Origin of the sequence: Metabacillus halosaccharovorans, assembly GCF_002019635.1 — a bacterium.
Taxonomy (GTDB): Bacteria; Bacillota; Bacilli; order Bacillales; family Bacillaceae; genus Metabacillus; species Metabacillus halosaccharovorans.
Window position 1 is genome coordinate 124,364 of sequence record NZ_KV917371.1, and the last position, 25,585, is coordinate 149,948.

Annotated in this window: 23 protein-coding genes; 2 read left to right on the forward strand and 21 right to left on the reverse strand. The window is 37.2% G+C overall.

Annotation, left to right across the window (positions count from 1 at the left end; translation table 11 throughout):
- Positions 1-22: 22 nt before the first annotated feature.
- Entirely contained in the window at positions 23-1,819 is a 1,797-nt protein-coding gene (gene pepF, locus BK577_RS00615; protein WP_078431144.1) for an oligoendopeptidase F, read from the reverse strand.
- A 191-nt stretch (positions 1,820-2,010) separates the two neighbouring features.
- Here pepF and BK577_RS00620 point away from each other — a divergent pair, with 191 nt between their 5' ends.
- Positions 2,011-3,375: an MATE family efflux transporter gene (locus BK577_RS00620; protein ID WP_078431145.1), complete on the forward strand. Its 1,365-nt coding sequence runs from the start codon at positions 2,011-2,013 to the stop codon at positions 3,373-3,375.
- A 72-nt stretch (positions 3,376-3,447) separates the two neighbouring features.
- Here the strand turns inward: BK577_RS00620 and BK577_RS00625 are convergent, their stop codons facing one another.
- The 8 genes from BK577_RS00625 to BK577_RS00660 form a co-directional block, all read right to left on the reverse strand.
- The gene (locus tag BK577_RS00625) at positions 3,448-3,627 is read right to left on the reverse strand and encodes a hypothetical protein (protein WP_034332259.1); all 180 of its coding nucleotides are present in this window, start codon (positions 3,625-3,627) and stop codon (positions 3,448-3,450) included.
- A gap of 202 nt (positions 3,628-3,829) precedes the next feature.
- Positions 3,830-4,612, reverse strand: a complete 783-nt coding sequence (locus tag BK577_RS00630; RefSeq protein ID WP_078431146.1) for an enoyl-CoA hydratase — start codon at positions 4,610-4,612, stop codon at positions 3,830-3,832.
- A 14-nt stretch (positions 4,613-4,626) separates the two neighbouring features.
- Positions 4,627-5,967: an acetyl-CoA carboxylase biotin carboxylase subunit gene (locus BK577_RS00635; RefSeq protein WP_078431147.1), complete on the reverse strand. Its 1,341-nt coding sequence runs from the start codon at positions 5,965-5,967 to the stop codon at positions 4,627-4,629.
- A 29-nt stretch (positions 5,968-5,996) separates the two neighbouring features.
- On the reverse strand, positions 5,997-7,136 hold the full coding sequence (locus BK577_RS00640) for an acyl-CoA dehydrogenase (RefSeq protein WP_078431148.1): 1,140 nt from the start codon (positions 7,134-7,136) through the stop codon (positions 5,997-5,999).
- Positions 7,137-7,165: 29 nt separating this feature from the next.
- A complete protein-coding gene (locus tag BK577_RS00645; RefSeq protein WP_078431149.1) occupies positions 7,166-8,695 on the reverse strand; it encodes an acyl-CoA carboxylase subunit beta in 1,530 nt (509 codons plus the stop codon).
- Between the two features lie 24 nt (positions 8,696-8,719).
- The gene (locus tag BK577_RS00650) at positions 8,720-9,622 is read right to left on the reverse strand and encodes a hydroxymethylglutaryl-CoA lyase (RefSeq protein ID WP_078431150.1); all 903 of its coding nucleotides are present in this window, start codon (positions 9,620-9,622) and stop codon (positions 8,720-8,722) included.
- A 15-nt stretch (positions 9,623-9,637) separates the two neighbouring features.
- Entirely contained in the window at positions 9,638-9,850 is a 213-nt protein-coding gene (locus tag BK577_RS00655; RefSeq protein ID WP_078431151.1) for an acetyl-CoA carboxylase biotin carboxyl carrier protein subunit, read from the reverse strand.
- Positions 9,851-10,266: 416 nt separating this feature from the next.
- Positions 10,267-10,704: a YueI family protein gene (locus BK577_RS00660; RefSeq protein ID WP_078431152.1), complete on the reverse strand. Its 438-nt coding sequence runs from the start codon at positions 10,702-10,704 to the stop codon at positions 10,267-10,269.
- Positions 10,705-10,900: 196 nt separating this feature from the next.
- Between BK577_RS00660 and BK577_RS00665 the strand changes: the two genes are divergently transcribed.
- Positions 10,901-11,605, forward strand: a complete 705-nt coding sequence (locus tag BK577_RS00665; protein ID WP_078431153.1) for a DUF421 domain-containing protein — start codon at positions 10,901-10,903, stop codon at positions 11,603-11,605.
- Positions 11,606-11,671: 66 nt separating this feature from the next.
- On the opposite strand, the gene BK577_RS00670 is transcribed toward BK577_RS00665, so the two are convergent.
- The 12 genes from BK577_RS00670 to BK577_RS00725 all read right to left on the reverse strand — a co-directional run bounded on the left by BK577_RS00670 (position 11,672) and on the right by BK577_RS00725 (position 25,444).
- Complete coding sequence (locus tag BK577_RS00670; RefSeq protein WP_078431154.1) at positions 11,672-12,961, reverse strand: multi antimicrobial extrusion protein MatE; 1,290 nt, start codon at positions 12,959-12,961, stop codon at positions 11,672-11,674.
- A gap of 251 nt (positions 12,962-13,212) precedes the next feature.
- A complete protein-coding gene (locus tag BK577_RS00675; RefSeq protein WP_078431155.1) occupies positions 13,213-14,301 on the reverse strand; it encodes a Gfo/Idh/MocA family protein in 1,089 nt (362 codons plus the stop codon).
- Entirely contained in the window at positions 14,231-15,283 is a 1,053-nt protein-coding gene (locus BK577_RS00680; RefSeq protein WP_078431156.1) for a Gfo/Idh/MocA family protein, read from the reverse strand. The genes BK577_RS00675 and BK577_RS00680 overlap by 71 nt, the downstream gene beginning before the upstream one ends.
- Positions 15,284-15,297: 14 nt before the next feature.
- Positions 15,298-16,407 (reverse strand): Gfo/Idh/MocA family protein, encoded by a 1,110-nt coding sequence (locus tag BK577_RS00685; protein WP_078431157.1) that lies wholly within the window; start codon positions 16,405-16,407, stop codon positions 15,298-15,300.
- Between the two features lie 20 nt (positions 16,408-16,427).
- The gene (locus tag BK577_RS00690) at positions 16,428-17,306 is read right to left on the reverse strand and encodes a sugar phosphate isomerase/epimerase family protein (protein WP_078431158.1); all 879 of its coding nucleotides are present in this window, start codon (positions 17,304-17,306) and stop codon (positions 16,428-16,430) included.
- A 31-nt stretch (positions 17,307-17,337) separates the two neighbouring features.
- On the reverse strand, positions 17,338-18,171 hold the full coding sequence (locus BK577_RS00695) for a carbohydrate ABC transporter permease (protein ID WP_078431159.1): 834 nt from the start codon (positions 18,169-18,171) through the stop codon (positions 17,338-17,340).
- A gap of 11 nt (positions 18,172-18,182) precedes the next feature.
- The gene (locus BK577_RS00700) at positions 18,183-19,133 is read right to left on the reverse strand and encodes a carbohydrate ABC transporter permease (RefSeq protein ID WP_078431160.1); all 951 of its coding nucleotides are present in this window, start codon (positions 19,131-19,133) and stop codon (positions 18,183-18,185) included.
- Positions 19,134-19,189: 56 nt separating this feature from the next.
- Entirely contained in the window at positions 19,190-20,491 is a 1,302-nt protein-coding gene (locus BK577_RS00705) for an ABC transporter substrate-binding protein (RefSeq protein ID WP_078431161.1), read from the reverse strand.
- A 308-nt stretch (positions 20,492-20,799) separates the two neighbouring features.
- Positions 20,800-21,933 (reverse strand): GntR family transcriptional regulator, encoded by a 1,134-nt coding sequence (locus tag BK577_RS00710; RefSeq protein WP_078431162.1) that lies wholly within the window; start codon positions 21,931-21,933, stop codon positions 20,800-20,802.
- Positions 21,934-22,111: 178 nt separating this feature from the next.
- A complete protein-coding gene (locus BK577_RS00715; RefSeq protein ID WP_078431163.1) occupies positions 22,112-23,104 on the reverse strand; it encodes a Gfo/Idh/MocA family protein in 993 nt (330 codons plus the stop codon).
- A 210-nt stretch (positions 23,105-23,314) separates the two neighbouring features.
- Positions 23,315-24,460 carry a M20 family metallopeptidase gene (locus BK577_RS00720; RefSeq protein ID WP_078431164.1) on the reverse strand — a complete coding sequence of 382 codons (1,146 nt, stop codon included), beginning with the start codon at positions 24,458-24,460 and terminating at the stop codon, positions 23,315-23,317.
- Positions 24,461-24,529: 69 nt separating this feature from the next.
- On the reverse strand, positions 24,530-25,444 hold the full coding sequence (locus BK577_RS00725; RefSeq protein ID WP_078431165.1) for an AEC family transporter: 915 nt from the start codon (positions 25,442-25,444) through the stop codon (positions 24,530-24,532).
- Positions 25,445-25,585: the final 141 nt, after the last annotated feature.

The following is a 25,585-nucleotide window of genomic DNA, read 5'->3' on the forward strand; positions in this document are numbered from 1 at the left end:
AAACATCGCCTCTGCTTTTTGTTTAATTTAATAATTGTGAAAGCTCATCCACTAATTCTGTAAACTTTCTAAGTGAATTTTCAATAGGCTCTGATGATCTTAAGTCTACACCCGTTTTCTTTAGTAACTCTAGAGGATAATCAGAACTTCCGCTTTTCAGGAACTCTAAATAGGATGTTAGTGTTTCTTGATCACCTTCAAGTATTTTTGTGGCAATATGAATGGCTGATGCAAAACCTGTTGCATACTTATACACATAAAACGGACGATAAAAATGAGGAATTCTTGACCAGCCGTATTTTACCTCTTTATCAAATACAACTTCATCACCATAATACTCTCTAAACAATGATTCATATGTTTCATTGAAGACATCAACATTTAACGGACGGCCTTGTTCAGCTAATTCATGTGTTTTCATTTCAAACTCTGCAAACATAACTTGTGTAAAAAATGTCCCTTTAAATTGATCAATAAAATGATTGACTAAATGTTTGCGAATTTCTACATCTGTTTCGGTGTTTAATAAGTAATTAATCAGCAATACTTCATTTACTGTTGATGCTACTTCAGCGACAAAAATACTATATCTTGCTGTAATTTGCGGCTGATGCAAAGAGCTTAATTTACTATGTACACCATGTCCGCATTCATGTGCCAATGTAAACAAGCTGTCAAGATCATCCTGATGATTCAAAAGAATGAAAGGATGAACTCCGTAAACACCTAAATTATATGCGCCTGAACGTTTACCAGGTGTTTCTCTTACATCAAGATAACGTAATTGCTTAAATTCCTTTAAGGTGTTGAGATAATCTTCTCCTAGAGGCGATAGTGCCTTACACATGGTCTCATAAGCTTCATCATATGTAATGATTTGCTTAACACCACTTACCAGTGGAACACTCATATCATATTGCCTTAATTCGTCCAGCTTCAATATTTGTTTACGTACTTTTGAATATTGATGCAGGGATGATAGGTTTGCCTTCGTTGACTTTATCAAGTTGACATAGACTTCTTTCGGCACATTATCTCCAAATAGCGCTTTTTCCAACGCCGAAGGATAATGACGCAGCTTTGACATTGTCACATTGTTCTTGATCGCAGCTGAAAGTGTAGAAGCGATAGAGTTTTTCAACTGAACATATGGTTGGTAATATGCTTTATATGCTTCTTTTCGTTTGTTTCGGTCTTCATCTTCAATTAATTTTGCATACATGCCTCTTGTTAGTTCAACTGACTCTCCGTCATCATTTGAAATGTCACCAAACTTAATATCTGCATTATTCAACATACCAAATGTGTTACTTGGAGCAGAAAGTGCCTCCCCCAGTTTAGAGACAATTTCTTCTTGCTCTTTACTTAATACATGTTTTTTATAGCGAAAAGCTTCCCATAAATCTTCTTCAAAGTAATGAAGTTTCTCCTCTGATGTGATGTACTCTTTTAACGTGCCTTCTTTCAAACTTAAAAGAAACGGCATAAAAAACGAGGTAGCAGCCCCAACCTTAACACTTAGTTGTTTTGCTTGATCTAATAATGATTGTGAACTTGTCTGTCTTGTATCTTCATCTACTTTTAACATTGCATAAGCATACAATTTATTAAACGTAAAAGATAATTCTTCCTTTTGTTTTAAAAAGGAATATAAAGAAGCGCCATCATGAATGTTGCCATCGAAGTTTTTTAATTCTTCAGCTTTTATGGCCACTGTTTCTAGATCTCTATCCCAATCTTGTATGTTTGAATAAAGGTCTGACAAATCCCATTTTTCATGATCTGGCACTTCTTTTCTTGATTTATATGTAGTTGTCATGTCACACTCCCCTTTCTTTACGTGTACTCCTATCAATACACTATATTCGATAAAAATTCAATTAAGCCTTCTTATAAATAGACTCGTTTTAAAAAAGAACAATTCTAGAAATCGCTTTCATATATTGATAGACATTCTTCTCTTTCGTCATTAAAATAAAGGAGATACCTTCTGAAAGCAGGGATATGTGTATGATGAAAGATTGGAAAAAGATTTTGCTGTTAGCTATACCTTCGATCGCGTCGTTTGCTTCTATGACGCTGACAGGAACAATCAATCTTATTATGGTTGGGCAATTAGGCGCTCTTGCTATTGCCATTGTCGGGGTTTCCAACATTATTATGTATAATGCTTGGGCGATTTTCTCAGGAATAGGTCACACCGTCAATTATTTGGTTGCACAAAACTATGGTTCCAATCAGATGAAAAAAGGTGTAGAACGAACTTATATTGCATTTTATTTATGTATTATAGCCAGTGTGTTTCTCCTTTTAGTAGGATTTTTGTTTCCAGCTGACATATTTCGGGTGATGGGAAGTTCTGCTGACATGATTACTGAAGGAGAAAACTATTTGCAAATCCGCTTTTTTGCAATGATTTTTTCTGTTTTCGTCTTTGTTTTTCATGGTTTTTTACGTGGAATTGGTGATACGAAAACCCCGATGGTTAGTGCAATTATTGGGAATCTCATAATGATCTTTCTTACATATGGATTAACATATGGCCATCTTGGTATGCCGGATTTAGGGCTGACAGGTGCTGGTATTGCCTTTTTAACCGGGGAAGTAGTGACATTTCTTATTTGTGCGTATTTTTATTTTGTTAAGTTGCATGCAAAATTTGGAACACGGACGATTGTCCCTTTTAACCGTTTGGAGTCTAAATTGATTTTTAAAGAAAGCTCAAAGCTGGGTTTTCAGGAGTTTTCGATGAGTATGGCTATGTTTGTTTTTACAGCATTTGTTACCAGATTAGGAACTCATGCTCTTGCAGCAAATGAAGTAGCTCTTAGTGTCATGAGTCTCGGGTTTATGCCGGCCTTTGCTTTTGGATCTACCGCCACCATTTTAGTCGGTCAAGAAATCGGAAGAGGTGATCCAACGGCCGGTAGAAAAGCAGGTACGAACACCGCTATTTTAGGTTGTATTTTTCTTCTTATACTTGGTGTTGTACAGTTTTTCCTTTCTGAGCCAATCGCAAGAGTTTATTCGGGAGATCCAATGGTGTATGAACTTGCCGGAAAGCTCATTATGATTTCCGCCTTTCTTCAATTGTTCGACGGACTGCTGAACTTCTATGCTGGAGGTTTAAGAGGAATCGGTGATACGTCATTCTTATTAAAAACATCACTTGTGTTAGGGTGGGTATTTTTTATCCCTTTAAGCTATATCCTTACCTTTACCCTTCAATTATCAAGTGTGGGTGCTTGGATATCGTTGTATTCATATTTAGCTTTATTTGGAATTACGGTGATGATCCGTTTTTATCGCACAAACTGGTCAACAATTAAGATAAAAGTTGTTTCAGATGAAGTAAAGCACAGTATTAGCTCATAATAGAAAAAGGTGAATGTGAAATGTAAGTTAAACCATTTCCATTCACCTTATTGTTTATTAACGAGCTACTAGTTAACTAGATTTTAGCCATTTAAAAAAACCAACTTTTCCCTGTCCCTCACAAGTTGCACATGCGATAACCCCTTGACCGTCACATGTAATACACGGTTGGTTACCTACAAGCCTAAACCCCTCTCCGGAACAGTCTTTGCAATTGAAATGTTTACTACCATCACAGCTTTTACACTTCATATGATTGCCCTCCTGTTTCAATATTGGAGCTTGATAAGATATAAATATACAGCTACAGGGATATGCTTCCACTATTACTTTGTAAGATTTGCTCTCAGTTATAATATATTTAAATCATTGAGGTCTTATGATTGTGTAAGAATACAAAAAGATATCCTTTTTATGACACATATTACAGTTTATCTACAAATCCTGTTACGTTTTATTCTCCCTTATAGAAGGGAGTTCTCTTTTCTTTAAAAGCGTTTAATCCCTCCTGCCGATCTTTTGTTGGAATGGTAATTTCATATGCTTTTCGTTCAAGAGCCAGTCCAGTTAATAAATCAAATTCACTACCTTTGTCGATGGCGAATTTTGCTTGTGTTACGGCAATTGGAGCATTTTTTACAATTTTTCCTGCCAAATGAACGGCATCTTTTTCAAGTTCTTCTGCCTTTGAGACATGCTCAACTAAACCAATTTTTAGTGCTTCTTGTGCTGTTACTTTTCTTGCCGTATAAATTAGTTCTTTAGCTCTTCCCTTTCCGACCAACCGTGGTAATCGCTGGGTTCCTCCAGCTCCGGGAATGATTCCAAGAGATGTTTCTGTTAGCCCAAGATATGCGTGTTCTGACACAATTCTTATGTCACAAGCTAAAGCAAGCTCTGTCCCGCCTCCAAGTGCTGCACCATTAATGGCTGCTATAACCGGTTGAGGCAATGACGCAATACGTTCTATCATCTGGCGAATTCCATCCAGTGTTTGCCTCACCTCTTTTTCATTCATTGAGGCTCGCTCCTTCAAATCAGCTCCGGCACAAAATGCTTTTGTCCCTTGTCCAGTTATAATCACACATCGGACAGTTGGGTCGTTCTTTATTTCAGATACTATGTGATCAAGTTCACTTACCATTTGTATAGACAAGGAGTTAGCCGCATTCGGTCGTTTTAGTGTAATTTTGGTGATATATTCTTCAATTTTATCGAATGAAGCAGCATGAACCATTTTATAAAATCCTCCTACTTTTTTATATGTCTATCAATAAAATCTGTCGTTGTCTCACCTTTATGAAAGGCAGTATGTGTTGTTATTTTTCTTAATAACGGGATATTTGTTTTGATTCCTTCTACTATATAGTTGGAAAGGGCAATTTCAAGCTTTGTAATGGCCTCTTCTCTACTCTTTCCCTTAACTATAAGCTTGGCAATCATAGGGTCATAAAATGGTGATACAATTGACTCTTCATGAACCCCAAGCTCATGTCTAACCCCTTCCCCTTCAGGAAGACTAAGCGTTGAAATCTTTCCTGGTGAAGGAAAAAATGTGATTGGATCTTCCGCGTAAATCCTTGTTTCTATGGCATGACCGTTACACTTTATATCACTTTGATCAAATGGTAATGGTTCTCCTGCTGCAATTCTCAGCTGCTGTTCCACTAAATCAATACCTGTAGTCTCCTCTGTCACAGGGTGCTCCACTTGTAATCTTGTGTTCATTTCTAAAAAATAGAATGTTTCGTTTTCATCAACTAAATACTCTATCGTCCCGGCATTTGTATAGCCAATCGCCTTTGCAGCTTGAATGGATGCTTCCCCCATTTTTCTTCGTAGATGATCATCAAGAAATGGTGATGGTGCTTCTTCGACTACTTTTTGATGTCTTCGTTGTACTGAACATTCCCTTTCCCCTAAGTACACTGTATGACCATATGAATCAGCCAAAATCTGAACCTCAATATGCCTTGGCCTTTCAATATATTTTTCAAGATACATCTCTTCATTTCCAAAAAAAGATTTTACCCGCTTTTGATTTCCCTCAAATGCTTTTATCATGTCCTGATCAGTTCTTACAACTTGCATCCCAATTCCCCCACCACCTGCAGATGCTTTTAACATAATTGGATATCCGATTTTATTCGCAGTGGCTACAGCATCATCTGTATTGTTGATAGAAGTTTGGATGCCCGGTACAATCGGAACTCCGGCTCGTTCCATCGTAAGTCGAGCTTCAATTTTACTTCCCATTGAAGAAATGACTTCGGGTGAGGGTCCTATAAACACAAGTCCCTCCTCTTGACACCTTGTTGCAAATTGAGGATTTTCAGATAGGAAGCCATACCCGGGATGGATGGCTTCCACTTTGGAGGATTTTGCAATTTCTATTATTTTATCAATTTTCAAATAACTGTCTGTTACACGGGGACCTCCTACAAGATAGGCTTCATCTGCCAGTTTTACATGTGGTGCAACTTGATCGGCTTCTGAAAAAATCGCAACGGTCTTAATGTCCATCTTTTTACATGTCCTGATGACTCGTACGGCAATTTCCCCTCGGTTGGCTATAAGGATTTTTTTGAACATAACATCAGCTCACTTTCGCTATCACTTTGCTAACAACCTATTTGGCGGGCAATGACCATTCTTTGTACTTCTGAAGTCCCTTCCCCGATTTCTAATAATTTGGCATCTCGGAAAAATCTTTCTACTTGATATTCCTTCATATATCCATATCCGCCATGAATTTGAATGGCCTGGTCACAAACTCTCATACACATTTCAGAAGCAAATAATTTGGCCATGGCAGCTTCCTTTTTAAAGATCTTTCCTTGATCTTTCAACCATGCAGCTTTATATACCATATTTCTTGCAACTTCAATATTCATCGCCATATCGGCAAGCTTAAATTGAATCGCTTGAAATGTTGATAAACTTTTTCCAAACTGTTTCCGCTCTTTCGCATATTGTAGTGACTTATCATAAGCACCTTGCGCAATACCAACGGCCATCGCTGCAATTCCAATTCTTCCGCCATCAAGTGTAGCTAAAAATTGCTTATAGCCCTTTCCTTCCTCACCAAGAAGATTTTCCTTTGGAATCGTCACATCTTCTAAAACAAGTTCCGTTGTATTTGATGCATTCAAGCCCAACTTTTCATAATTTGCATTAATGGTAAATCCAGTTGCATCGGTTGGCACTAAAAAGGCACTTATGCCATTTGTCCCTTTGGATTGTTCTGTCACAGCTGTAACAGCTAAATGTTTAGCGAAGCTTCCATTAGTAATAAAACATTTGGATCCGGTTAACACCCATTGATCTTCTTTTAATATAGCTGTCGTTTGGGTCCCGCCCGCATCAGAACCCGCATTTGGTTCGGTTAATCCAAAAGCCCCTAAATACTCCCCTTTACATAAAGGTGTGAGAAACATTTCTTTTTGCTTTTCCGTCCCAAATAAGTATATTGGTGCTGCTCCTAGCGAAATATGTGCAGAATATGTAATGCCTGTAGAACCACAAACCCTGCTCAATTCTTCAACAACAATCGCAAAACAAGTTGTATCTGCATCAGCTCCTCCGTACTTCTCTGGAAAAGGCAGCCCCAGCATACCAAGTTCAGCTAATTTTGCAAATACATCTGTTGGAAATGTGCCCGTTTTATCTCTTTCATTTGCACCCGGTGCAACTTCAGCATCAGCAAAATCACGTATGACCTTTCGAATCATGTCTTGTTCCTTTGTTAATTGAAAATCCATCCTCTCAAACCCTTTCTTTACAGATGTTTTTATACAGGGTGAACAGGGTGTTTTTTTTCAGAAAAGATTACGTACTTGGACATATACGCTTGGAACCGGACTTCTAATTCATTTCGTAAAGAGTTTGCGGGAATGACCCCATCGATAATCATCTCAGATGCTAGCCGGTATATATCAATATCTTCCCGATATTCTTCACGCATTTGTTGAATAAAACGCGGACGCTCTTCAGGTGGAAGCTCTGCAATTTTATTTGCGTAAACTGCATTCACAGCTGCTTCCGGACCCATTACGGCAATTGATGCACTTGGCAAAGCCAAGCAACAATCCGGCTCAAAAGCTGGACCTGCCATTGCATATAAGCCTGCGCCATACGCCTTTCTGACAATAATCGATATTTTTGGTACAGTCGCTTCTGCCATGCTTGAGATCATCTTAGCTCCATGACGGATAATACCAGCACGTTCGACTTTTGTCCCAATCATAAAGCCCGGAATGTCTGCTAAAAACAGCAACGGAATATGGAATGCATCACATAATGAAATGAATTTCGCTGCTTTATCGGCTGAATCGTGAAAAAGCACTCCACCTTTGACTCGAGGCTGATTGGCGATAATCCCAATCGATTGGCCGTTTATCCGACTAAGTCCGGTAATAAGCTCTTGGGCAAATAATGATTTGATTTCAAAAAAAGAATCTTCATCTACGACTCTCTCAATGAGGTCGTACATATTAAAAGGTGCATTTTGGTTTTTTGGAATGATCTGTTCGATTGATTGATCAACTATTTTAGGAGAAACGGCTTCAATGATTGGTGGTTTATCTAGATAACTTGCAGGAAAATATGAGAGGTATTGTTGCGCCAAAGAGATTGCCTCAGCTTCAGATGTTGCTAAAATATCTCCACATCCTGAGACAGAACAGTGCATTCTTGCGCCTCCCATTTCTTCAAGGGAGACTTTCTCACCAATAACCATTTCAGCCATTCGCGGTGACCCCAAATACATGGAAGAGTTTCCATCAACCATGATTACGATGTCACAAAAAGCAGGAATATAGGCACCGCCAGCTGCAGAAGGACCGAACAACAAACATATTTGAGGTACTTTTCCTGACAGCTTTACTTGATTATAAAAAATTCTCCCTGCTCCGCGACGCCCGGGAAACATTTCAACCTGATCTGTAATTCTTGCGCCTGCGGAATCGACAAGATAAAGCATTGGAACAAGCAGCTTTTCTGCTGTTTCTTGAATTCGTATGATTTTTTCGACTGTTTTAGCTCCCCACGATCCTGCTTTGATTGTAGAATCATTCGCCATGACACAAACGGTTTGCCCGTTGATTTTTCCGATTCCTGTCACAACGCCATCAGCAGGGAGGTTTTCTTGTTGACAGCTGGCCAATAGACCATCTTCCAGCTCCAATCCTTCGTCAAGCAATAATTGAAGTCGTTCCCGCACAAATAGTTTTCCCTTGTCTTTGTTTTTTTCATGATACTTGCTTGGTCCGCCTTTTTTTATTTGGTGAATGCGTTCATGTAATGTATCATCAGTAGACAATGACCATCCCTCCTTTTAATGTCCTCATTTCTTATTTGATTCAACTAGTAAACTATGACTTGATAATGGTCTCCCGATTTTTTCTTGAATAAAAGCTGCAGCTTTGTGGAGTTCTTTTAAGTCAACTCCTGTATGAATATCCATCTTATGGAGCATATATAAAAGGTCGTCTGTTGCGACATTTCCTGATGCACCTGGTGCATACGGGCAGCCGCCAAGTCCGCCTAGAGAACTATCAAAAATAGTAACCCCCGCCTCTAAGGAAGCGATTACATTTGCGAGCGCTGTTCCTCTTGTATTATGAAAATGCATAGCAAATTGCTCTGCAGGAAAACTCTTAAGTAATAGAGTTAATAAATCATCCACCTGTTTTGGTGTTGCTACACCGATCGTATCACCTAATGAAAGTTCATAGACACCCATATCAAATAACTCATCACACAGTTTCAGGACATCCCCATTAGATATATCTCCCTCATATGGACAACCAAATACAGTAGAAAGATACCCACGAACAGATTTTCCTGAACATTTCGCATCATCAATGACAGATTTCAAGATTGGCAGAGTGTCATGAATTGATTTATTGATATTTTTCTTATTATGAGTCTCACTTACAGAAAGAAAAACAGACACTTCATCAATGTTTGATTCTATGACCTTTTCCAGTCCCTTTTGATTTGGTACCAGTGCTGCATATGTGACACCCTTTTCTCGCGATATATTTTTGGCAACCTGTTCTGAATCTGCTAAGGCTGGTATCCACTTCGGATGCACAAAAGAGGTAACTTCAATATAAGATAAACCTGTACGAGACAATTGATCAATCCACTTTACTTTATCTTTTGTGGATATAAATGTTTTTTCATTTTGTAATCCATCACGCGGCCCAACCTCTTTAATTGTCACAGCTTGCGGCCATTTCAAACCTTCTCCTCCCTTCTAGTCAATTTCAATTAATTTGTCTCCTTCATTCACAAAATCTCCTTCATTGAATAGAATCTTTTTGACACAACCTTTTGTATCTGCTGTAATTGGAATCTCCATCTTCATTGATTCCAATATGACAACCTCTTGACCTGCCTCTACTTTTTCATCAATATCCACAAGAATCTTCCATATATTTCCTGCCATATTCGCTTGTATATAACTCATGATTTCCCCCTCACTTTCTTAAAACTAAACATTTATGGCTTATTACTATCTTATTCGGGGAAATGAACGTTATAATCGAAATATAGTATTTTGATTATTTAGATAAATGAAGTTGTAGAAATAATAAAGAAAACTCGCCGAGTGGCGAGTTTTCTTTATTTACTCCTGCAAAATTTACAAACACTTATTAGCTCATTCGTTTCTGTTCGATGCGGATATACGAGCTTAATTCTTGTTTTTCCGCATAAGGGACATGTTCCTCTCCCCTTTGATGGCAATGACTTTAATGTTTTACCTCGATATCTTTTTGCCATTTTCTTTCAGCTCCATCCATAGGTTGTTTCCATATATTACGGATGGATCTGACGAAATGATCTGGGACAAACGTGGTTTTTTGATTCAAATTTATAACTTTCCTAAAATAATTTTTTAAAAAACCGAATAACACTATTTTCGTTGTGCTCTTCTTTTTCTTTTTGTTCTGTTTTCTCCTGTTTTGATATGTATATATCCTCAATGTTTACGGCATGATCATATGCTAATACCAGCCCCAAGTCACTATCATGTTCTTTATTTGTTGAAAGTGAAAATTTATTTCCAACTTTATTGGCTAATTTGATATAGTCGGAAAGATAGGAGTAGTTCATATTTCCATTGAGAAAAAGTGTGGCCTGCTTGTTATTTTGCATTAGGTATTCCACTTCTTTATATGTTCCAGGCTCTCTGACTTGTGATTTCGTAAGAACGACGACAACTCTTTCACGCAACGTCCCTAAAAACTTTTTTCGTTCATCGGGATTTATTTCTCGTGGTCCGTGAATTCCTTGTTGAATATACTCATCTAAACGATCCATATTCTCCCTCCAATTATTTATAGTCTATCCCTATTTAAAATTTTTTTACAGAAATACGCACTTCACTATCCTCGATATTTATCAAAGTTAAGTTATGTTAACTAATTTTTTATCATGAGTTACTCAAATAATGGTTTATTGCTCCATAACGAGGAACAATAAAAGAAAAGTTTCTGTGAATAGGATGTGTAGAAAGTTGGATTTTTTCAGCAGCCAAGAAAGTCTTGCCTGGTTCGAATGGGTTTTACGTGCCGTAATAGGTTTTGTTTTTTTACTAATCGTCGCAAGAGCTTTAGGTCAGCGAACAATATCACAATTAAGAATTCTTGATTTTGTTATCGCTCTTGTTATAGGAAACATCATTGCACATCCCTTATCAGATGAGCATCTTGGGCTGAAGGGATCGATCATCACAACAACTGTCTTAATGGTATTATATATTAGCGGAGTTTTTATGATTTTGAAGTGGCCATGGTTTCGAAAATTAGTGAATAATCCACCTGTTACGATAGTAAAAGACGGTGAAATTCTCTATGAAGGATTAAAAAAGGCAAGAATCTCCCTAGATGTTCTCCTGGAAGAGTTACGGGAAAATCAGATTGATGATATAAAAAAAGTCGTGTTGGCAACATGGGAAGCAGATGGTAAGGTTTCATATTTCCTTGATCCTAAATATCAAAACATAACACCGGAAACCTTAGGAATAAAAACAGATCCCTTTAAACATCCGCGGACAGTCATAAAAGAAGGCACTATTCTGACTAATGAATTAATGGAAGTTCAAAAAGATGAAGAGTGGATTACGTATCAACTAGAGAAACTGTATCAAACAAATGTAAAGGAAGTCCTTTTGGCAACCCTAGATAATAAAGATCAATTAAATGTATTTTTGTATAGATAATAAAAATACGCCACACCCCCTTTTTCACAAAGGTATTGTGGCGTATTATGTCGATTTCATAGGTGATCATCCATTCACAAAATTCTTTTCCGTGTGACGAAGCTGATTTTTCTTTCCTCTGCTGAACAAAATAAAGGCTAATATACCAAGTTCAGAAAGCATTCCGACAGATTGAGCTATAGCACCGATTCTTCCATTCCATTGCGGAAAAACGCTTGAGATAATAAGTAGGACGAGGAATGTAAAAATAAGATTTGTAGATTGTGAGTAAACCATTATTTTAGTCTGTTTTTTTACCATTAGTAAACCATTACAGTAATCAATAAACGGAAAAGCCAGTGTCATCAGCATAAAGACATAAAGACAGTCAAGACTTGATGTAACAAGACGATCATTTGCTCCTAAAACATGTTCAATAAAAAATGGCCCGATTGGTGACATACAAAAGACAGCTAATATTAATGTCGGAATAAATCCAATCATAAACGTAAATTGCTGCACCTTTTGAGGATGGTCTTTGTGAAAAGTCAAAACGATTTGATGTGTATATGTAAAAAAGCTTAAAAATAATTGCGTAATGCTTAGGGCAATCGCATAAGACGCAATGGCTAATTCAATTTCATTCGTTTTCCCTAAAAAGGAATTGATCACCGGTCCAACCATGACGATAATTAACGAAGAAAGAATAAGAGGTTGATAAAATTGAAATATCTGTTTCTTTGTTCGGATCGAATGTGTTGGGTCTTTATCGACCATTTTTTTCACAAGTACTCTGCCTTCCAGAAAACTAATTAAACTCTCAACCATCATTCCTGATAAGAAGATAATCGCCCCTGTTCGGGCATTGATATTCCCGGTTTTTATAAAATATAAAGACAAAAGATACATAACAATCAAACGGATGATCATCCCAATCGTTAACCATTTTGTTTGTCTATTCAAAATAATAACACCTTGAAATAAGCACCTTATTGCAGAAAAAAACGTGACAAAGATGAGAACTTGGTACACACTAATTATTTCCGATATCATGCTTTGATCTGCTCCAAAAAATGTTGAGAATATCCACTTTCCTATAGGAGTAAAAGCAATTGAAGCAGCAGCCAGCATTAATCCTACTACAACATAAGCGCTTACAGTCGACATAGCATGAAACGAAACTTTGTCGCGCACTAAGGCAGAGCAGGCATTTCGCAGCAATACTCCCAAGCGTTCTGTAATGCCAAACAAGCTCATCGCTACGACATAACTTGCAATAATAATTTCTGCGTTATTCCCTCTCGTTAATGTTCCGTTAATAATCATATGGGAAAACGTAACTAAGCTCGCTGACAATCCTAAAGGTACAAAGAACATGAGAATCTTCTTGGTCGATAACGTGTCATCTTGAGAATTAATAATGGTTCATCTCCCTTTTTAATGGTTCGATCATTTTATCTTCGATTTTTTAGATTTATCTTCGATTTTACCATTATATCAACGATTATAAAGATTTATTTTCGATTTCCGAAATATATTTTCGATTAGACATTTTTCGACATAAAGACTCCGACCAACGTACTGCAATAGCAAAGAGAGAAAGATCTCTCTTTCTCTCTTTGCTCCATCTAATTGAAATTTGGAATTTCGATTGAAACCTCTCTACCTTCATCTGAAGATCGTAGAATTCCATCAATAATTGCCTGATTAATGACAATCTGTTCACCAGGTATTGGAGCAGACCTGCTTTCTTTTATGCTCACAACAAAATCCCGGACTTTTTCATAAAAAATGTCAAGCTGATGTTGTTTAACTGGAATCTCTGTTTCAACGTGGTGGCCTTTTATATCATGAAACATGCTAATTTCACCAATACCACCGTCCCAAACCCCGCTCCATGGTCCACTTCCGGCTGGTGTTAATTTTAACCCGGCATCTGTTCCTAAAAATAGTGTTGGTCCAAGAGAATCCATATGCATGGCCCAGGAAATTTTAAAATTCAGAACAATCCCACCTTCTAATCGAATAAAGGCGGTACCAAAATCTTCTACATCGAACCGATCAGCCTCTTGATGATAAAGAGGATTTGTTCCAAAATGATTTGACGTGTAAGCAGAAACGGTAAGCGGCTTTGGATAATCAAGTGTATTTAATGCTAAATCCAACGAATAGCATCCTATGTCTGCCATTGCCCCTGCGCCTGCAAGCTTTTTATTAATAAACGTTCCACCAGGCATACCGCGGCGGCGCCCTCCACCAGCTTGAACATAATAAACATTTCCTAGTTCTCCTGATTGAACAAGCTCTTTTACCGCCTGCATATTAGGGTCATATCTTGGTTGAAATCCAACCGATAACATACGATCAGCTTTTTTAGATGCTTCGACCATTTCGATTGCCTGTTGTAATGTAACAGCCATCGGTTTTTCTACTAAGACATGTTTTCCAGCTGATAAAGAATCAACTGTTGTTAGATGATGGGCAACATTTGGAGTACAAATGCTGACTCCATCGAGATCTAAATGTAAAAGTTCCTGATGATCATCAAATGGTATTGCATCTTTAAGCTCGAGATTTTGAATAAATTCCTTTGCTTTACCTGGAATCACATCGGCAACAGCAACGATCTTCACATCCGGCATTTTCTTATAGGCTCGTGCATGTGCTGCAGCGATTCCTCCGCTTCCAATGATACCAATTTCGATTACTTGTGTCATAAAGATCCCTCTTTCTGAGCTGAATGAGGTTGAAGCCAGAAGATTGATAGATTTTTTCTGTCAATCTTACAACTTCTTTTGCGAAATCCCCAGGTACCATTACCTCATGTTCTCCTATTATTGAACGAATAAAGCTTTGATCGGAATTTGTTGTTTTTTCCGGAAGTACAGGTAGAATCGGCTCTTCTCCTAGTTTTCGAATCATTAATTTCCCATTATCATAAAAGATCGCTCCCTGCTCTCCGCAAAAAACATAGGTTTCATGCCAACAAGGAGCATTTCCAATAATGGTGAGCCCTGCAATAACATTATTTTCAAATCTTATTGTTGAAACCGAATCCAATTCAACCGGACTTCCATGTGTTTCTAAAGTTGACTTTATCTCCAGCGGTTTTAACCCAGTTGTCCATAAAAGTACATCTATAATATGACTACCAGAATCCATCAGCATCCCTCCACCGGATAGATCAGGATTCTGTCTCCACGTATTTTTTGAAAGTTGCCCCCACTCTTGGTAAAGGTTGGCAGAAACTGAGGTAAGCTTCCCGATGACACCTTCTGAGATAGCATTTCGTATATACAAGAATGAAGGTTCAAAATGCCTTTGATAGGATACTTGCAGTATTCTCCCTTTCACTTTTGCCAATTCAATCAAATGAGTTGACTCTTCAACAGAACATGCCATTGGTTTTTCTACTAACACATGACATTGATGTTCTAATGAATCAACAACATGCTGCCTATGAAGAGTGTGTGGAGAGCAAATGATTACAGCATCCAATGCAATGTTCTCTAACATTTCTTGATGATTAGCAAACTGTTCCACCTCTGATAGATTGAATGTTGTGAGAAAGTGTTTTCTATTATGTGCACTTGGATCAGCTATTGCTTCAATTTTCACATTTTTTTCAGCGAGCATTTGCTTTGCATGCAAATGTGCGATGCCACCTGTACCGATAAAACCGAGTTTGATTCGTTTCATAAGATTTCCCCTTCTTATGAGTTTGACAAAAGAGCTGCTTTTTCATCAAAATATACCGCTTTACCCGTTTTAGCAGATTCATAGATTGCTTCTAAAATTTGTGTGACAACATATGCCTCTTCCGGCTTTACAACCGGTTCTGTATCATGAAGGATATTATCAATCCACATCCGTGCTTCTAAATCTGCATCAGATTCCACGCTGCCATCGTAAAATGCTACTCCACCAGGTCCCAGATCGACATTTGTCGTATATAGCTTCCCGAAGTTTTCTCCATTAATCCTTAACCCATCCTTCATATCTGCTCCACCTTCTGTTCCACTTAGTGAACATTTGGCTTCATCCACATCTAAGGAATTTAGTGCCCAGCTAGCCTCTAATACGATCGTAGCCCCATTTTCCATTGTGATAAAACCAAAAGCAGAATCTTCAACTGTGAATTTCTCAGGATCCCAAGGTCCCCAAGCATTAGCTGCATTTCTTTTTTGGCTTAGCTTATGGAATGATGAGCCCATAACAGATTTTGGCTTGTAGTTATTCATCATCCATAATGTTAAATCAAGCGCATGTGTACCAATGTCAATTAAAGGACCTCCACCTTGCTTCTCTTCATCGAGGAATACCCCCCATGTAGGAACAGCGCGACGGCGAATGGCATGTGCCTTAGCATAATAAACTTCTCCAAGATCTCCACGTTCACATAGTCTATGTAAGTGCTGGCTATCAGGACGGAATCGGTTATTATACCCGATTGTAAGCTTCTTACCTGAACGCTTTGCCGCTTCCAGCATCGCATGTGCCTCTTGGGACGTTTTTGCCATTGGCTTTTCACACATTACATGCTTTCCAGCATCTAAAGCAGCGATCGAAATTTCTGCATGTGAATCATTAGGTGTTAACACGTGAACGACTTCAATCGTTCCATCTTCAAGCAAGTCTTGATAATTTTCATACACTTTTGCATCCTTTATTCCATATTCTTGTGCTGCTTTTTCAGCTCGTTCAACAATCACATCACAAAATGCAACAAGCTCAACTGCATCTACTTTTTTCAAACTTGGCATATGCTTTCCATTTGCAATTCCACCACAACCAATAATCGCTACTTTAACTGTTTTTGACATATTAAAATCCTCCTCAAATTTTATTTAAAATAGATAGATAGATGTTCTTTTGCTTTTATAATTCCTTGACGTTCTGCTTCAAGCGATCCCCAATATCGATGGTCTTCCAACTCAATACTTACTGGACCTTGGTAACCAATTTTATCCAAACGAACAGCAACCTTCCCCCAATCAACTTCTCCTTGGCCCGGTATTGTGTAACGCCATGATCCTTCAGAGAAATCATACTTTGCCCCAAATGTTGCAGCTAAAATGCCATGTTCGTAAAGATCATCATGAAGGATTTCTGTGTCTTTTCCATGACAATAATTCACTCGATCTCCAAACTCGGTTAATACTCTCAAGTGATCAATCCCAAGTCTTACCAGGTGTGAAGGATCATAGTTTAGCCCGAAATGCTTGGACGGAATTTCATTAAACATTGCTCTTAACATTTCTGGTGTTGTGCCTAATGTTGGATAATACGGTGCAGGTCCAGGCCATCCTTCAAGGGCAATATAGAGATTTTCTTTTTCAGCTTTTTTAACAATGGCTGGAAATGTTTCTTTCCAAATTGAGAACGCTTCCCTTCGATCCGTCATGACATCTTCAGGAACCAAACACATAAAGATAACACGGCCACCTAAGCTTGCAATCTCGCTAAATTGTGCATTTATTGACTCAACTGCTTGCAAGCGCACCTTTTCATCTGTGCTTAATATTTTTGTTTGCCCTACCGCTCCAAGACCATCAATTGAACCTACTTCTAATCCGTTTGTTTCTAGTGCTGTTTTAACCTCTTCATTGAAATATGGCACATCAATCACATCGATCCCTACGCTTGATGCCCATTTTGCTAATGATTCAATACCTTCTGCTCCAAGTTTTGGTGGGATCCTCATTCCGATTTGTCTGTTCATTTACATCGCCTCCAACTGAGTCTCTATTATTTTATTTAATACCACTGAATGTAATGCCTTTAATAAATGTCTTCTGTAAAAAGAAGAATAATATAATGACAGGAACGGTCATCATCGTTGAAACTGCCATCATTAATCCCCACTCAGAACCTTTTTGACTTTGGAATTGTTGAAGTCCGAGTGATAACGTGTATTGAATCGAATCAGTTAAATAGAGTAATGGACCGATAAAATCTGTCCAACTGGCCATAAACTGGAATAAGCCGACTGCCAAGACAGCAGGTTTTGCAAGCGGCAGCATAATTTGCCAATAGATTCTAAATTCACCCGCTCCATCAATTTTCGCCGCTTCTCTTAAACTATCAGGCAAGCCCATAAAGAATTGTCTTAATAGAAAGATATAAAACGGAATGCCAAAAAATGCTGGTATGATTAAAGGGTAAGGTGTTCCAACTAAACCCAACTTCTCAAATAATAGGAAAAGTGGAATCATTGTGACCTGCCCTGGTATCATCATGACACCTATAGTGATAATAAAAAGTATATTTCTGCCCGGCCACTTTAGTTTTGCGAAGCTATAGGCTACAAGCGGACAAGATAATACAGCACCAATTGTACTAAATAACGTGATGATGATCGTGTTTTTCAAATAAGTGAAGAAAGGAATATAGTTCATTGCATCAATATAATTACTCCATTGAAAAGGCTTTGGAATCCACTCAGGCGGAAACGTAAACACTTGGTCCAGCGGCTTCAATGAGGTTGATACCATCCAAATAAACGGAATTAAAAAAAAGAAAGATGCGACAATTAAGATTATATGTGCCAGACTTTTGGAAACAGTTTTTTTCGTTGTTCCATCCATATTCTTCCCCCCTATTTTCCTTGATAATGAACCCAGCGCTTAGATGTAATAAATACAACCGCTGTTAAAGCCATGATAATGATAAACAAAATCCAAGCCATGGCTGATGCGTAGCCCATCTTAAAGAATTTAAATCCATTGTCATATAAATACATAACATAGAAAGTTAATGAATTCGCTGGTGTCCCTTGACCTTGAGTTAATGTGTAAGGTAAGGTAAATTGCTGGAACGCCCCAATAATTCCCATAACCAAGTTAAAAAAGATTACAGGTGTTAATAGAGGCAGGGTAATATGAAAGGTTTTCTGAAACCAATTTGCCCCATCTACATCTGCCGCATCATAGTAATCATCAGGTATATCACCTAACCCGGCAAGATAAATTACCACCGCCTGCCCAATTCCCCATAAAGACATGAGTATGAGGGAAGGTTTTGACCATGTTTCACTCCCAAGCCATGCCGGCCCTTCAATTCCAATCGTATTTAATAATCCATTTACAAGTCCGAATCCAGGATTTAGGAGCCACATCCATAACACAGCAAGTGCTACGTGCGGAACAAGTGTTGGTAAGAAAAAGATTGTTCTGTAAACAGCCATACCCTTTACTTTCATATTCAACATCATCGCCAATGCAACACCAAAGATAATACTTAATGGGACAAAAAAGACGGTAAAGTAGATTGTATTGTATACTGATTTCCAGAACAAAGGATCATGAAATAAATCTTTATAATTTTGAAGTCCTATAAACTCACCGGGTTGAAGAATACTGTATGTTGTAAAACTAAAGTAGATTGATGAAAATAACGGAATTGCGTAAAAGATAATAAGTCCTATAATCCATGGCAAAGCAAATAAAATTCCATATTTATATTCTGAAAAATTAGTTAATAAGTTTTTGCGCTTTGGACGAATTTGAACATGTTGTGATGTAGTTTCATTAATCGGATTGCTTTTCATCTTCAATTACCTCCTGTTAGTTTAAAGGCAAGGGAGAAAAACATCTCCCCCGCTTCTTATTTATTGAGCTCTTTGTTAACCTTGTCAGTGACTTTTGTTAACAGCTCTTCAGGAGTGCCATTTCCTCTTGTTGCGTTTTCCACTGCACTTGCTAATTCATTCCAATATAATGATCCTTGTGTCATAACAGGTCGATGATGTGAAACAGGTAATATGTCAACAAATTCCTTTAGGATAGGGTCTTCTTTATATCCAAGCTCTTCATTAACTGAATCAATAACAGAAAAGTCTCTTGAAATGCCGCTGAATATTTTTTGACCTTCTTCACCACTAAAGAACTTGAGAAATTCCCAGGCTGCGTCTTTATTTTTCGCTCCTTTTGGAATGACTACCGACCAGCCGCCTGACCATGTTGTATGATTTTCACCAGTTGGCGTTGGCATTGGAAATACACCATAGTTCAAGTCCGGCTTAAACTTTTTGATCGCGGAAACTTCCCATGGGCCACTAACTTTCATACTAAGTTGCCCTGTCAGGAATGGATCCATTGCACCTGTACCCTGTGAATCCGTAAAGCCGGCAATATCTTCTACATCATATTTCTGAGCGTAATCTGTCATCCATTGTAATGCTTCCACTACTTTTGAATCGTTTGCAGTTGCTGTATTTGTTTCAGGATTGAAAAACTCTCCACCAAATGCCCAGCCCCATCCATATAACCAGCCTTGGCCAAACCAAGGGATAAATCCGATTCGTTGGAATCTACTGCCCTCTTTAATGGTTAACTTTTCAGCTGCCGCTTCTAGTTCAGCAATCGTTTTAGGCGGGTTATTTGGATCTAAGCCCACTTCTTCAAAATGATCAACGTTAAAATAGACTAAACGAGAGTCGGTTGAAGTAGGTAAGCCATATAGCTTTCCTTCATAGCTTGCTTCTTCCCATGCAAATGGATAATACATATCCTTGGTTACTCCGCTTCCTTCAGCAAGTTCAGTCAAGTCCTCTAATGATCCTTGAGCAGCCCAAGATCCAATTTCAAATCTATCAAAATAAGCAACATCTGGCGGATTTCCTCCAGACACAGCTGTTAATAATTTTTCGTTCTGTCCTTCCCCTTGATTCGCAGTATAAACTGCATTAATTTTTATATCCGGATGCTTTTCTTCAAAAGCTTTTATAACTTCGTCAACAGCCTCACCTGTAACATCTGTCATGGAGTGCCAGAACGTAACCGTCGTTTTCCCATCTTTTTCTTTACCATCAGATGAACTAGAGTTTGATGAGCAGCCTGAGATAATAAGTGAAAAAGTCATCAATAAGATCAATGTTAAAAATCCAACTTTTCTTTTCTTTTTCATTCCAATCCCCCTCAAAATTGTGATGAAAATGCTAAATCATTAGAAAAACATCGGTCCTCCCTTCCCCTTCACATTTCTGTGCTGCAGAACAAGGCTGTATGTACCACCAATAAATAATAGCGCTTACATTATCACTTAAAAAAATATCTCAAAATGTTATAACAACTAAAGCAACATATCATTAATGGTATGTTGTTAGATTATCAAGTTAATATTAATATGTCAATATGATTTTAAAAGATTTTAAAATTAAAATAAGGAGCTGTCCCAGGTTCAGGCAGCTCCTTATTTCTATCTATCGTATGTGTTTACTGGGGTTTAGTTGAATTCCCTTCTAGGAATGTGAAATCAATAACAGTATGTTGAGGTTCTTTTTCTCCCTTTAAGATATGTTCAGATAATATATCAACTGCTTTATTTGCTATATCTATTTCATTCTGTTTGATATGAGTGTAATCCGGGCGTTTATACGGATGTGTTGGTGAATCAAAACATACAATTGAATAATCTTCAGGTATTTTATGACCTAAGTCCTGTAATACTTTTGATATCAATAAAGCCCAGTCATACTCACATGCTACAAATGCTGAGATTGTTGGGTTAGATTGAACAAACTTTTTTATGATTTCATAGTTTGTTTCGAATAGACTTTGTTCTACTTGTGTTTGTTCAAGGCTATTCAGTAAGGTTAACAACATAAATTCTTGTTTTAATTGAATCCCCTGTTTTGAATAAGCCAGTTGAAATCCTTGCACTCTTTCTTCAATCGCAGAAGTCCCAACTGGTGAAGATGAAATAAAGCCTATGTTTTGGTGACCTAATGTAAATAAATAATTTGTAAGCTGTTCACCGGCTAGTCGATTATCTGTACAAACCGAGCTTGCAGGAATTCCTCTTAGATAGCGGTCTACCAAGACAAGTGGAAAGTTTTTTAGACTTAATTTAAGCAGTTCAACATTGTAATTTTCACCATGGACAGGAAAAATAATGAGACCGTCAACTGAGTCATTTACTAATTGTTTAATTGCTTTTTCTTCCTCTTCTATTTTTCCATGTGTTTGTCTAATAATTAGATTTGTATTCTTTTGTGCACATGCCTTTTCAATCGCTTTTACTAAAATTGTCCCAAAGTTGTCAGAAAAGCCAGGTATAATGAGAGCAAATGTATACCTTTTTTCACTTCCATTTGTCACGGTTGTGTTTTTGGATTCATGATCTTTCTCGTTATATAGCTTAGAAACAAATGAACCTTTTCCTCTTATTCTTTCAATAATCAGATTTTGTGCCAGTAAATCCAACGCTTTTTTAGAGGTAATTCGACTAACGTTAAATTTATCTGAAAGTTCTTTTTCTGAAGGAACTCGATCACCATGGTTTAATAAACCCTTATTTACTTGATCAATTATATAATCATAAATTTGCTCATAAAGTGGAGTCTTCATATGTTAGTCACCTTTTAGTATAGTTGTTATGTCTAATATATCATCCTATGAATGATAAAACAATAAATAAGTCCTATGTATTTTTCAGGAGACTTGGTTGGGTATAGTTCTTGAAACACTTTTATTACAAAAATAAAAAAGCCTAATCATCCCAAAAAGATGTTTAGGCTACAGTCAACTATTCTACTTCCATCTTAGCGTTATTATGATTTGATATTGTTGAGAGCTGGTTTATTAACGTTAAGCTTTCCATATCCTCTAAAGTAATGGAAGGTGATTTGTCAAAAAGAATATATTCCACCCATTGTTCTAACGGCATTGGCAATGATGTGGGCATATCTTTTACACTGATTTGTCTTTCACCTAGCTTCTTACAATTAATATATGCTTTTGATTCTTCAAGCAATAAGCACCCTTCCGTCCCATACAATTCAAGTTTGAATGGTGAACCATATGAAACGAAACTCGTTTCAATTATCCCTAAGGCACCTGATACATATTCAACTAGAACAACTGCATTGTCATCAACCTCATGTCCTAATGTCTTTTGCAATCTTGCTGTCACTGCTTTTGCTTCCCCCGCTAATCTGTTTGTTAAGTAAATAGGGTGTGCTCCCAAATCGATCAATGTTCCTCCTCCACATTGTTCTTTATTAAAGAAATGTTCTGGCAACCAGCCATGAGGATGTTCATCAGATGGAACAGCCCCATTATGTGCACATCGACATCTGATAGAAGTTAATTGACCTAATAACCCCTGGTCTATTACCTGTTGTGCATATAAATAATAATTTGTTGTAAGTCTAGGCAGTGATAGCATCAACTTAACTTTATGTTCCTTTACTGCCGCAAAAATATCACGGCAATCATCTACACTAAGAGCTAATACTTTTTCAGAAAAAATATGTTTTTTATGTTGAGCTGCAAGGACTATCACTTCTTTATGTAAGTTTGTCGGTGTATCAACAATAACTGCGTCTATAGTCTCATCCTTTAGAACTCTACTTAAATCAGGTTCAAAAGCAACTCCTAATTCAATTGCCCATTTTTCACCTCGTTCAGGCTTTTCATCCCAAACTACTTTTAAATTTATATGTTTATTTTCTCTTGCTTCTCTTGCATAATCTACCGCATGAACATGCCATTTACTTAACATTGCTACATTTATCATAACTAACTCCTCCATATGCTTTATTTGATAACGCATACATTATAAACGTGTATTATTCTATCAATCAATTATATTTTCTATCTTTTTGCATTATTCTTTTTAATCAAGTAAACATAGCTTTTCTTTAAGTTCTTATTAACACCTTTTAATATCTTACACTATTTTCTGGTGTATAAAGTAAAAAGACAAACCCTCGATAGTTTGTCTCTTCTACATATTTTGTTTTTCAACCAATCGTTTTATGATTGTTGCCAGTAAATAGGTTCTTTCCACAAGACTAGGAATTTCCAAATATTCTTTGTCACTATGTGCGTTTCCACCTATCGGACCCAAACCATCAATTGTGGCAATTCCCAGGGAAGATGTAAAGGAGGCATCAGAGCCGCCGCCTGTTGCTGTATCTTCTATTTCGATACCAATTTCGTCTCCAACAGCTTGTATTATTCTTAGCAATGCACGTGTTTTTTTATTTTTCTCCATTGGGGGACGATTCATTTCCCCTTCAAGAACGATTTTTGTACCTGCTACTTCTGTAGTCGAACAAATTTCCTCAAGCTTTTCTTCAATTAATTCAACTTGGTCGATTCCCTTCATTCTTACATCGATCTGTGCTTCTGCATGGTCTGAAACTGTATTGGCACTTGAACCACCCTCAATTAGACCGACATTAACACTAATTCCATTTTCATGGTCAGAAAGCTCATGCAATTGAATAATTTTATGAGCTAATTCTTCAATTGCACTTCTACCCTTCTCAGGTTCAATACCAGAATGTGCTGCTTTGCCCTCTACAATAAGCGTGTAGTTCCCTTTTCCTCTTCGTGCCGAGACTAAAGAACCATCCTTGCGGGCCGGTTCCATGACAAGGGCATATTTTGTGTTTTTTGCTTCTTTTTCAATAAGAGATTTTGAGGTAGGTGACCCAATTTCTTCTTCACTGTTAAGGATAATTTTTATGTGCTTGTACGCTTCATCTCTCTCATTGATTAAAGCTTTTATCGCAAATAAAACCGCAGCATGGCTTGATTTCATATCTATAACACCTGGTCCATATGCACGCTGCCCCTCAATCCTGAACGCTCTTTCCAGTACTGTTCCTTTTGGAAAGACGGTATCCATATGGGCAAGAATAACGATACTTGGATTTATCGACTCTTTATGTTCAATTACTAAATGATTTCCATACTCTTTTTGAGGAATAACCTTGACATGAAACCCCAAATTTTCATAGCAATTTCTTAAAATCTCCCCTATTTGATCTACACCTTTTTTATTGTATGATCCACTATCAATATTGACTAATTTTTCTATAAAGTTTAGCATTTTCTCACTATGCTGTTGTAAAAATGTTTCCATGGAGCCTTTCCTTCTTTCTCTCTTACAGTTCCTAAAAAGATTTTACCAGAATAAAGTCCTAAAGGTAAGTCATCCTATAAAAAGATTCGCTAATACCCAAAGCAAAATAAAGCTAATAATTATCGTTAAATTTGACAAAGTTCCAACAAATTTTTGATTATACTCAAATTCTACTGAATATGGTAATACAGACATAGAGGTTGGCAATAAAAAGCCTAGCAATACTGTATATTTAAACATTTCATCAAAAGGGAAAACAAAGAAACATAGAACACCTAATAGCAAACCAACACCATATCTCAGTCCAAGATATTGCAGCATCAGTTTTACATAACTTTTTTCAAAAGAAAAATTCAAATAGATTCCTAAAAGCAATAATGATAACGGCATATTAGCACCAGAAATTATATCTGCAACATCCACAATGACAGATGGTAAAGTTAAGCCTATTAAATTGATAATAACCACTATAATATAGGTCATAAGAGGGATCGACTTTGACATCTTTGTTACAACTGTCTTAAAGTCTAATTTCACATCTTCTTTTGAGTAAAAACTGCCAATTAAATAACTTAGACCAAAAACAATAAAGGCATTGCCTACATCAAGCATACCAAAATAGGTGATCCCCTCTTTTCCAAAAATAGCTTCAACGAGCGGATACGCAAAAAGTCCGATATTCAAGCCCGGTACCATCATACCGAGCATTCCCTTTATATTTCTTTGCTTTTTCCGAAAGACAAAAAGACCGAAAAATCCGATTAGGACACCATAAAGAAAACCTATAAATATGAGTAAAAATAGTGATGATTCTAATGTTATATCAGAAAAAGTAACAATGATAATTGAAGGTAATGTGAGATTGAATATAATTCTTGATAAGCCTTCCCCATCTTTCTCCTTAATAATATTACCTCTTTTTAGGATATAACCTAGTGAAATAATTAAAATACAATACAAAAATTGCATATTGAAACTATCCAACTTTACCTTCTCCTAACCGCTCAATTCTTCACCTAATTAACAATACTGTTCATTTTACCTAATATCTATCTCTTAAGCAAACTGGTACATTACTATTCTCCATAAATACAAATCTCTATTCCACTATTCTAAATTTTGTGA

Coding starts and splice junctions, on each gene's coding strand:
- BK577_RS00695 (WP_078431159.1), bottom strand. CDS start 18,171: ATGGATGGAACAACGAAAAAAACTGTTTCCAAAAGTCTGGCACATATA.
- BK577_RS00705 (WP_078431161.1), bottom strand. CDS start 20,491: ATGAAAAAGAAAAGAAAAGTTGGATTTTTAACATTGATCTTATTGATG.
- BK577_RS00700 (WP_078431160.1), bottom strand. CDS start 19,133: ATGAAAAGCAATCCGATTAATGAAACTACATCACAACATGTTCAAATT.
- BK577_RS00720 (WP_078431164.1), bottom strand. CDS start 24,460: ATGGAAACATTTTTACAACAGCATAGTGAGAAAATGCTAAACTTTATA.
- BK577_RS00620 (WP_078431145.1), top strand. CDS start 2,011: ATGATGAAAGATTGGAAAAAGATTTTGCTGTTAGCTATACCTTCGATC.
- pepF (WP_078431144.1), bottom strand. CDS start 1,819: ATGACAACTACATATAAATCAAGAAAAGAAGTGCCAGATCATGAAAAA.
- BK577_RS00660 (WP_078431152.1), bottom strand. CDS start 10,704: ATGGATCGTTTAGATGAGTATATTCAACAAGGAATTCACGGACCACGA.
- BK577_RS00675 (WP_078431155.1), bottom strand. CDS start 14,301: ATGACACAAGTAATCGAAATTGGTATCATTGGAAGCGGAGGAATCGCT.
- BK577_RS00710 (WP_078431162.1), bottom strand. CDS start 21,933: ATGAAGACTCCACTTTATGAGCAAATTTATGATTATATAATTGATCAA.
- BK577_RS00690 (WP_078431158.1), bottom strand. CDS start 17,306: ATGAACAGACAAATCGGAATGAGGATCCCACCAAAACTTGGAGCAGAA.
- BK577_RS00630 (WP_078431146.1), bottom strand. CDS start 4,612: ATGGTTCATGCTGCTTCATTCGATAAAATTGAAGAATATATCACCAAA.
- BK577_RS00655 (WP_078431151.1), bottom strand. CDS start 9,850: ATGAGTTATATACAAGCGAATATGGCAGGAAATATATGGAAGATTCTT.
- BK577_RS00715 (WP_078431163.1), bottom strand. CDS start 23,104: ATGATAAATGTAGCAATGTTAAGTAAATGGCATGTTCATGCGGTAGAT.
- BK577_RS00670 (WP_078431154.1), bottom strand. CDS start 12,961: ATGTTCTTTGTACCTTTAGGATTGTCAGCGAGCTTAGTTACGTTTTCC.
- BK577_RS00635 (WP_078431147.1), bottom strand. CDS start 5,967: ATGTTCAAAAAAATCCTTATAGCCAACCGAGGGGAAATTGCCGTACGA.
- BK577_RS00625 (WP_034332259.1), bottom strand. CDS start 3,627: ATGAAGTGTAAAAGCTGTGATGGTAGTAAACATTTCAATTGCAAAGAC.
- BK577_RS00680 (WP_078431156.1), bottom strand. CDS start 15,283: ATGAAACGAATCAAACTCGGTTTTATCGGTACAGGTGGCATCGCACAT.
- BK577_RS00640 (WP_078431148.1), bottom strand. CDS start 7,136: ATGGATTTTCAATTAACAAAGGAACAAGACATGATTCGAAAGGTCATA.
- BK577_RS00685 (WP_078431157.1), bottom strand. CDS start 16,407: ATGTCAAAAACAGTTAAAGTAGCGATTATTGGTTGTGGTGGAATTGCA.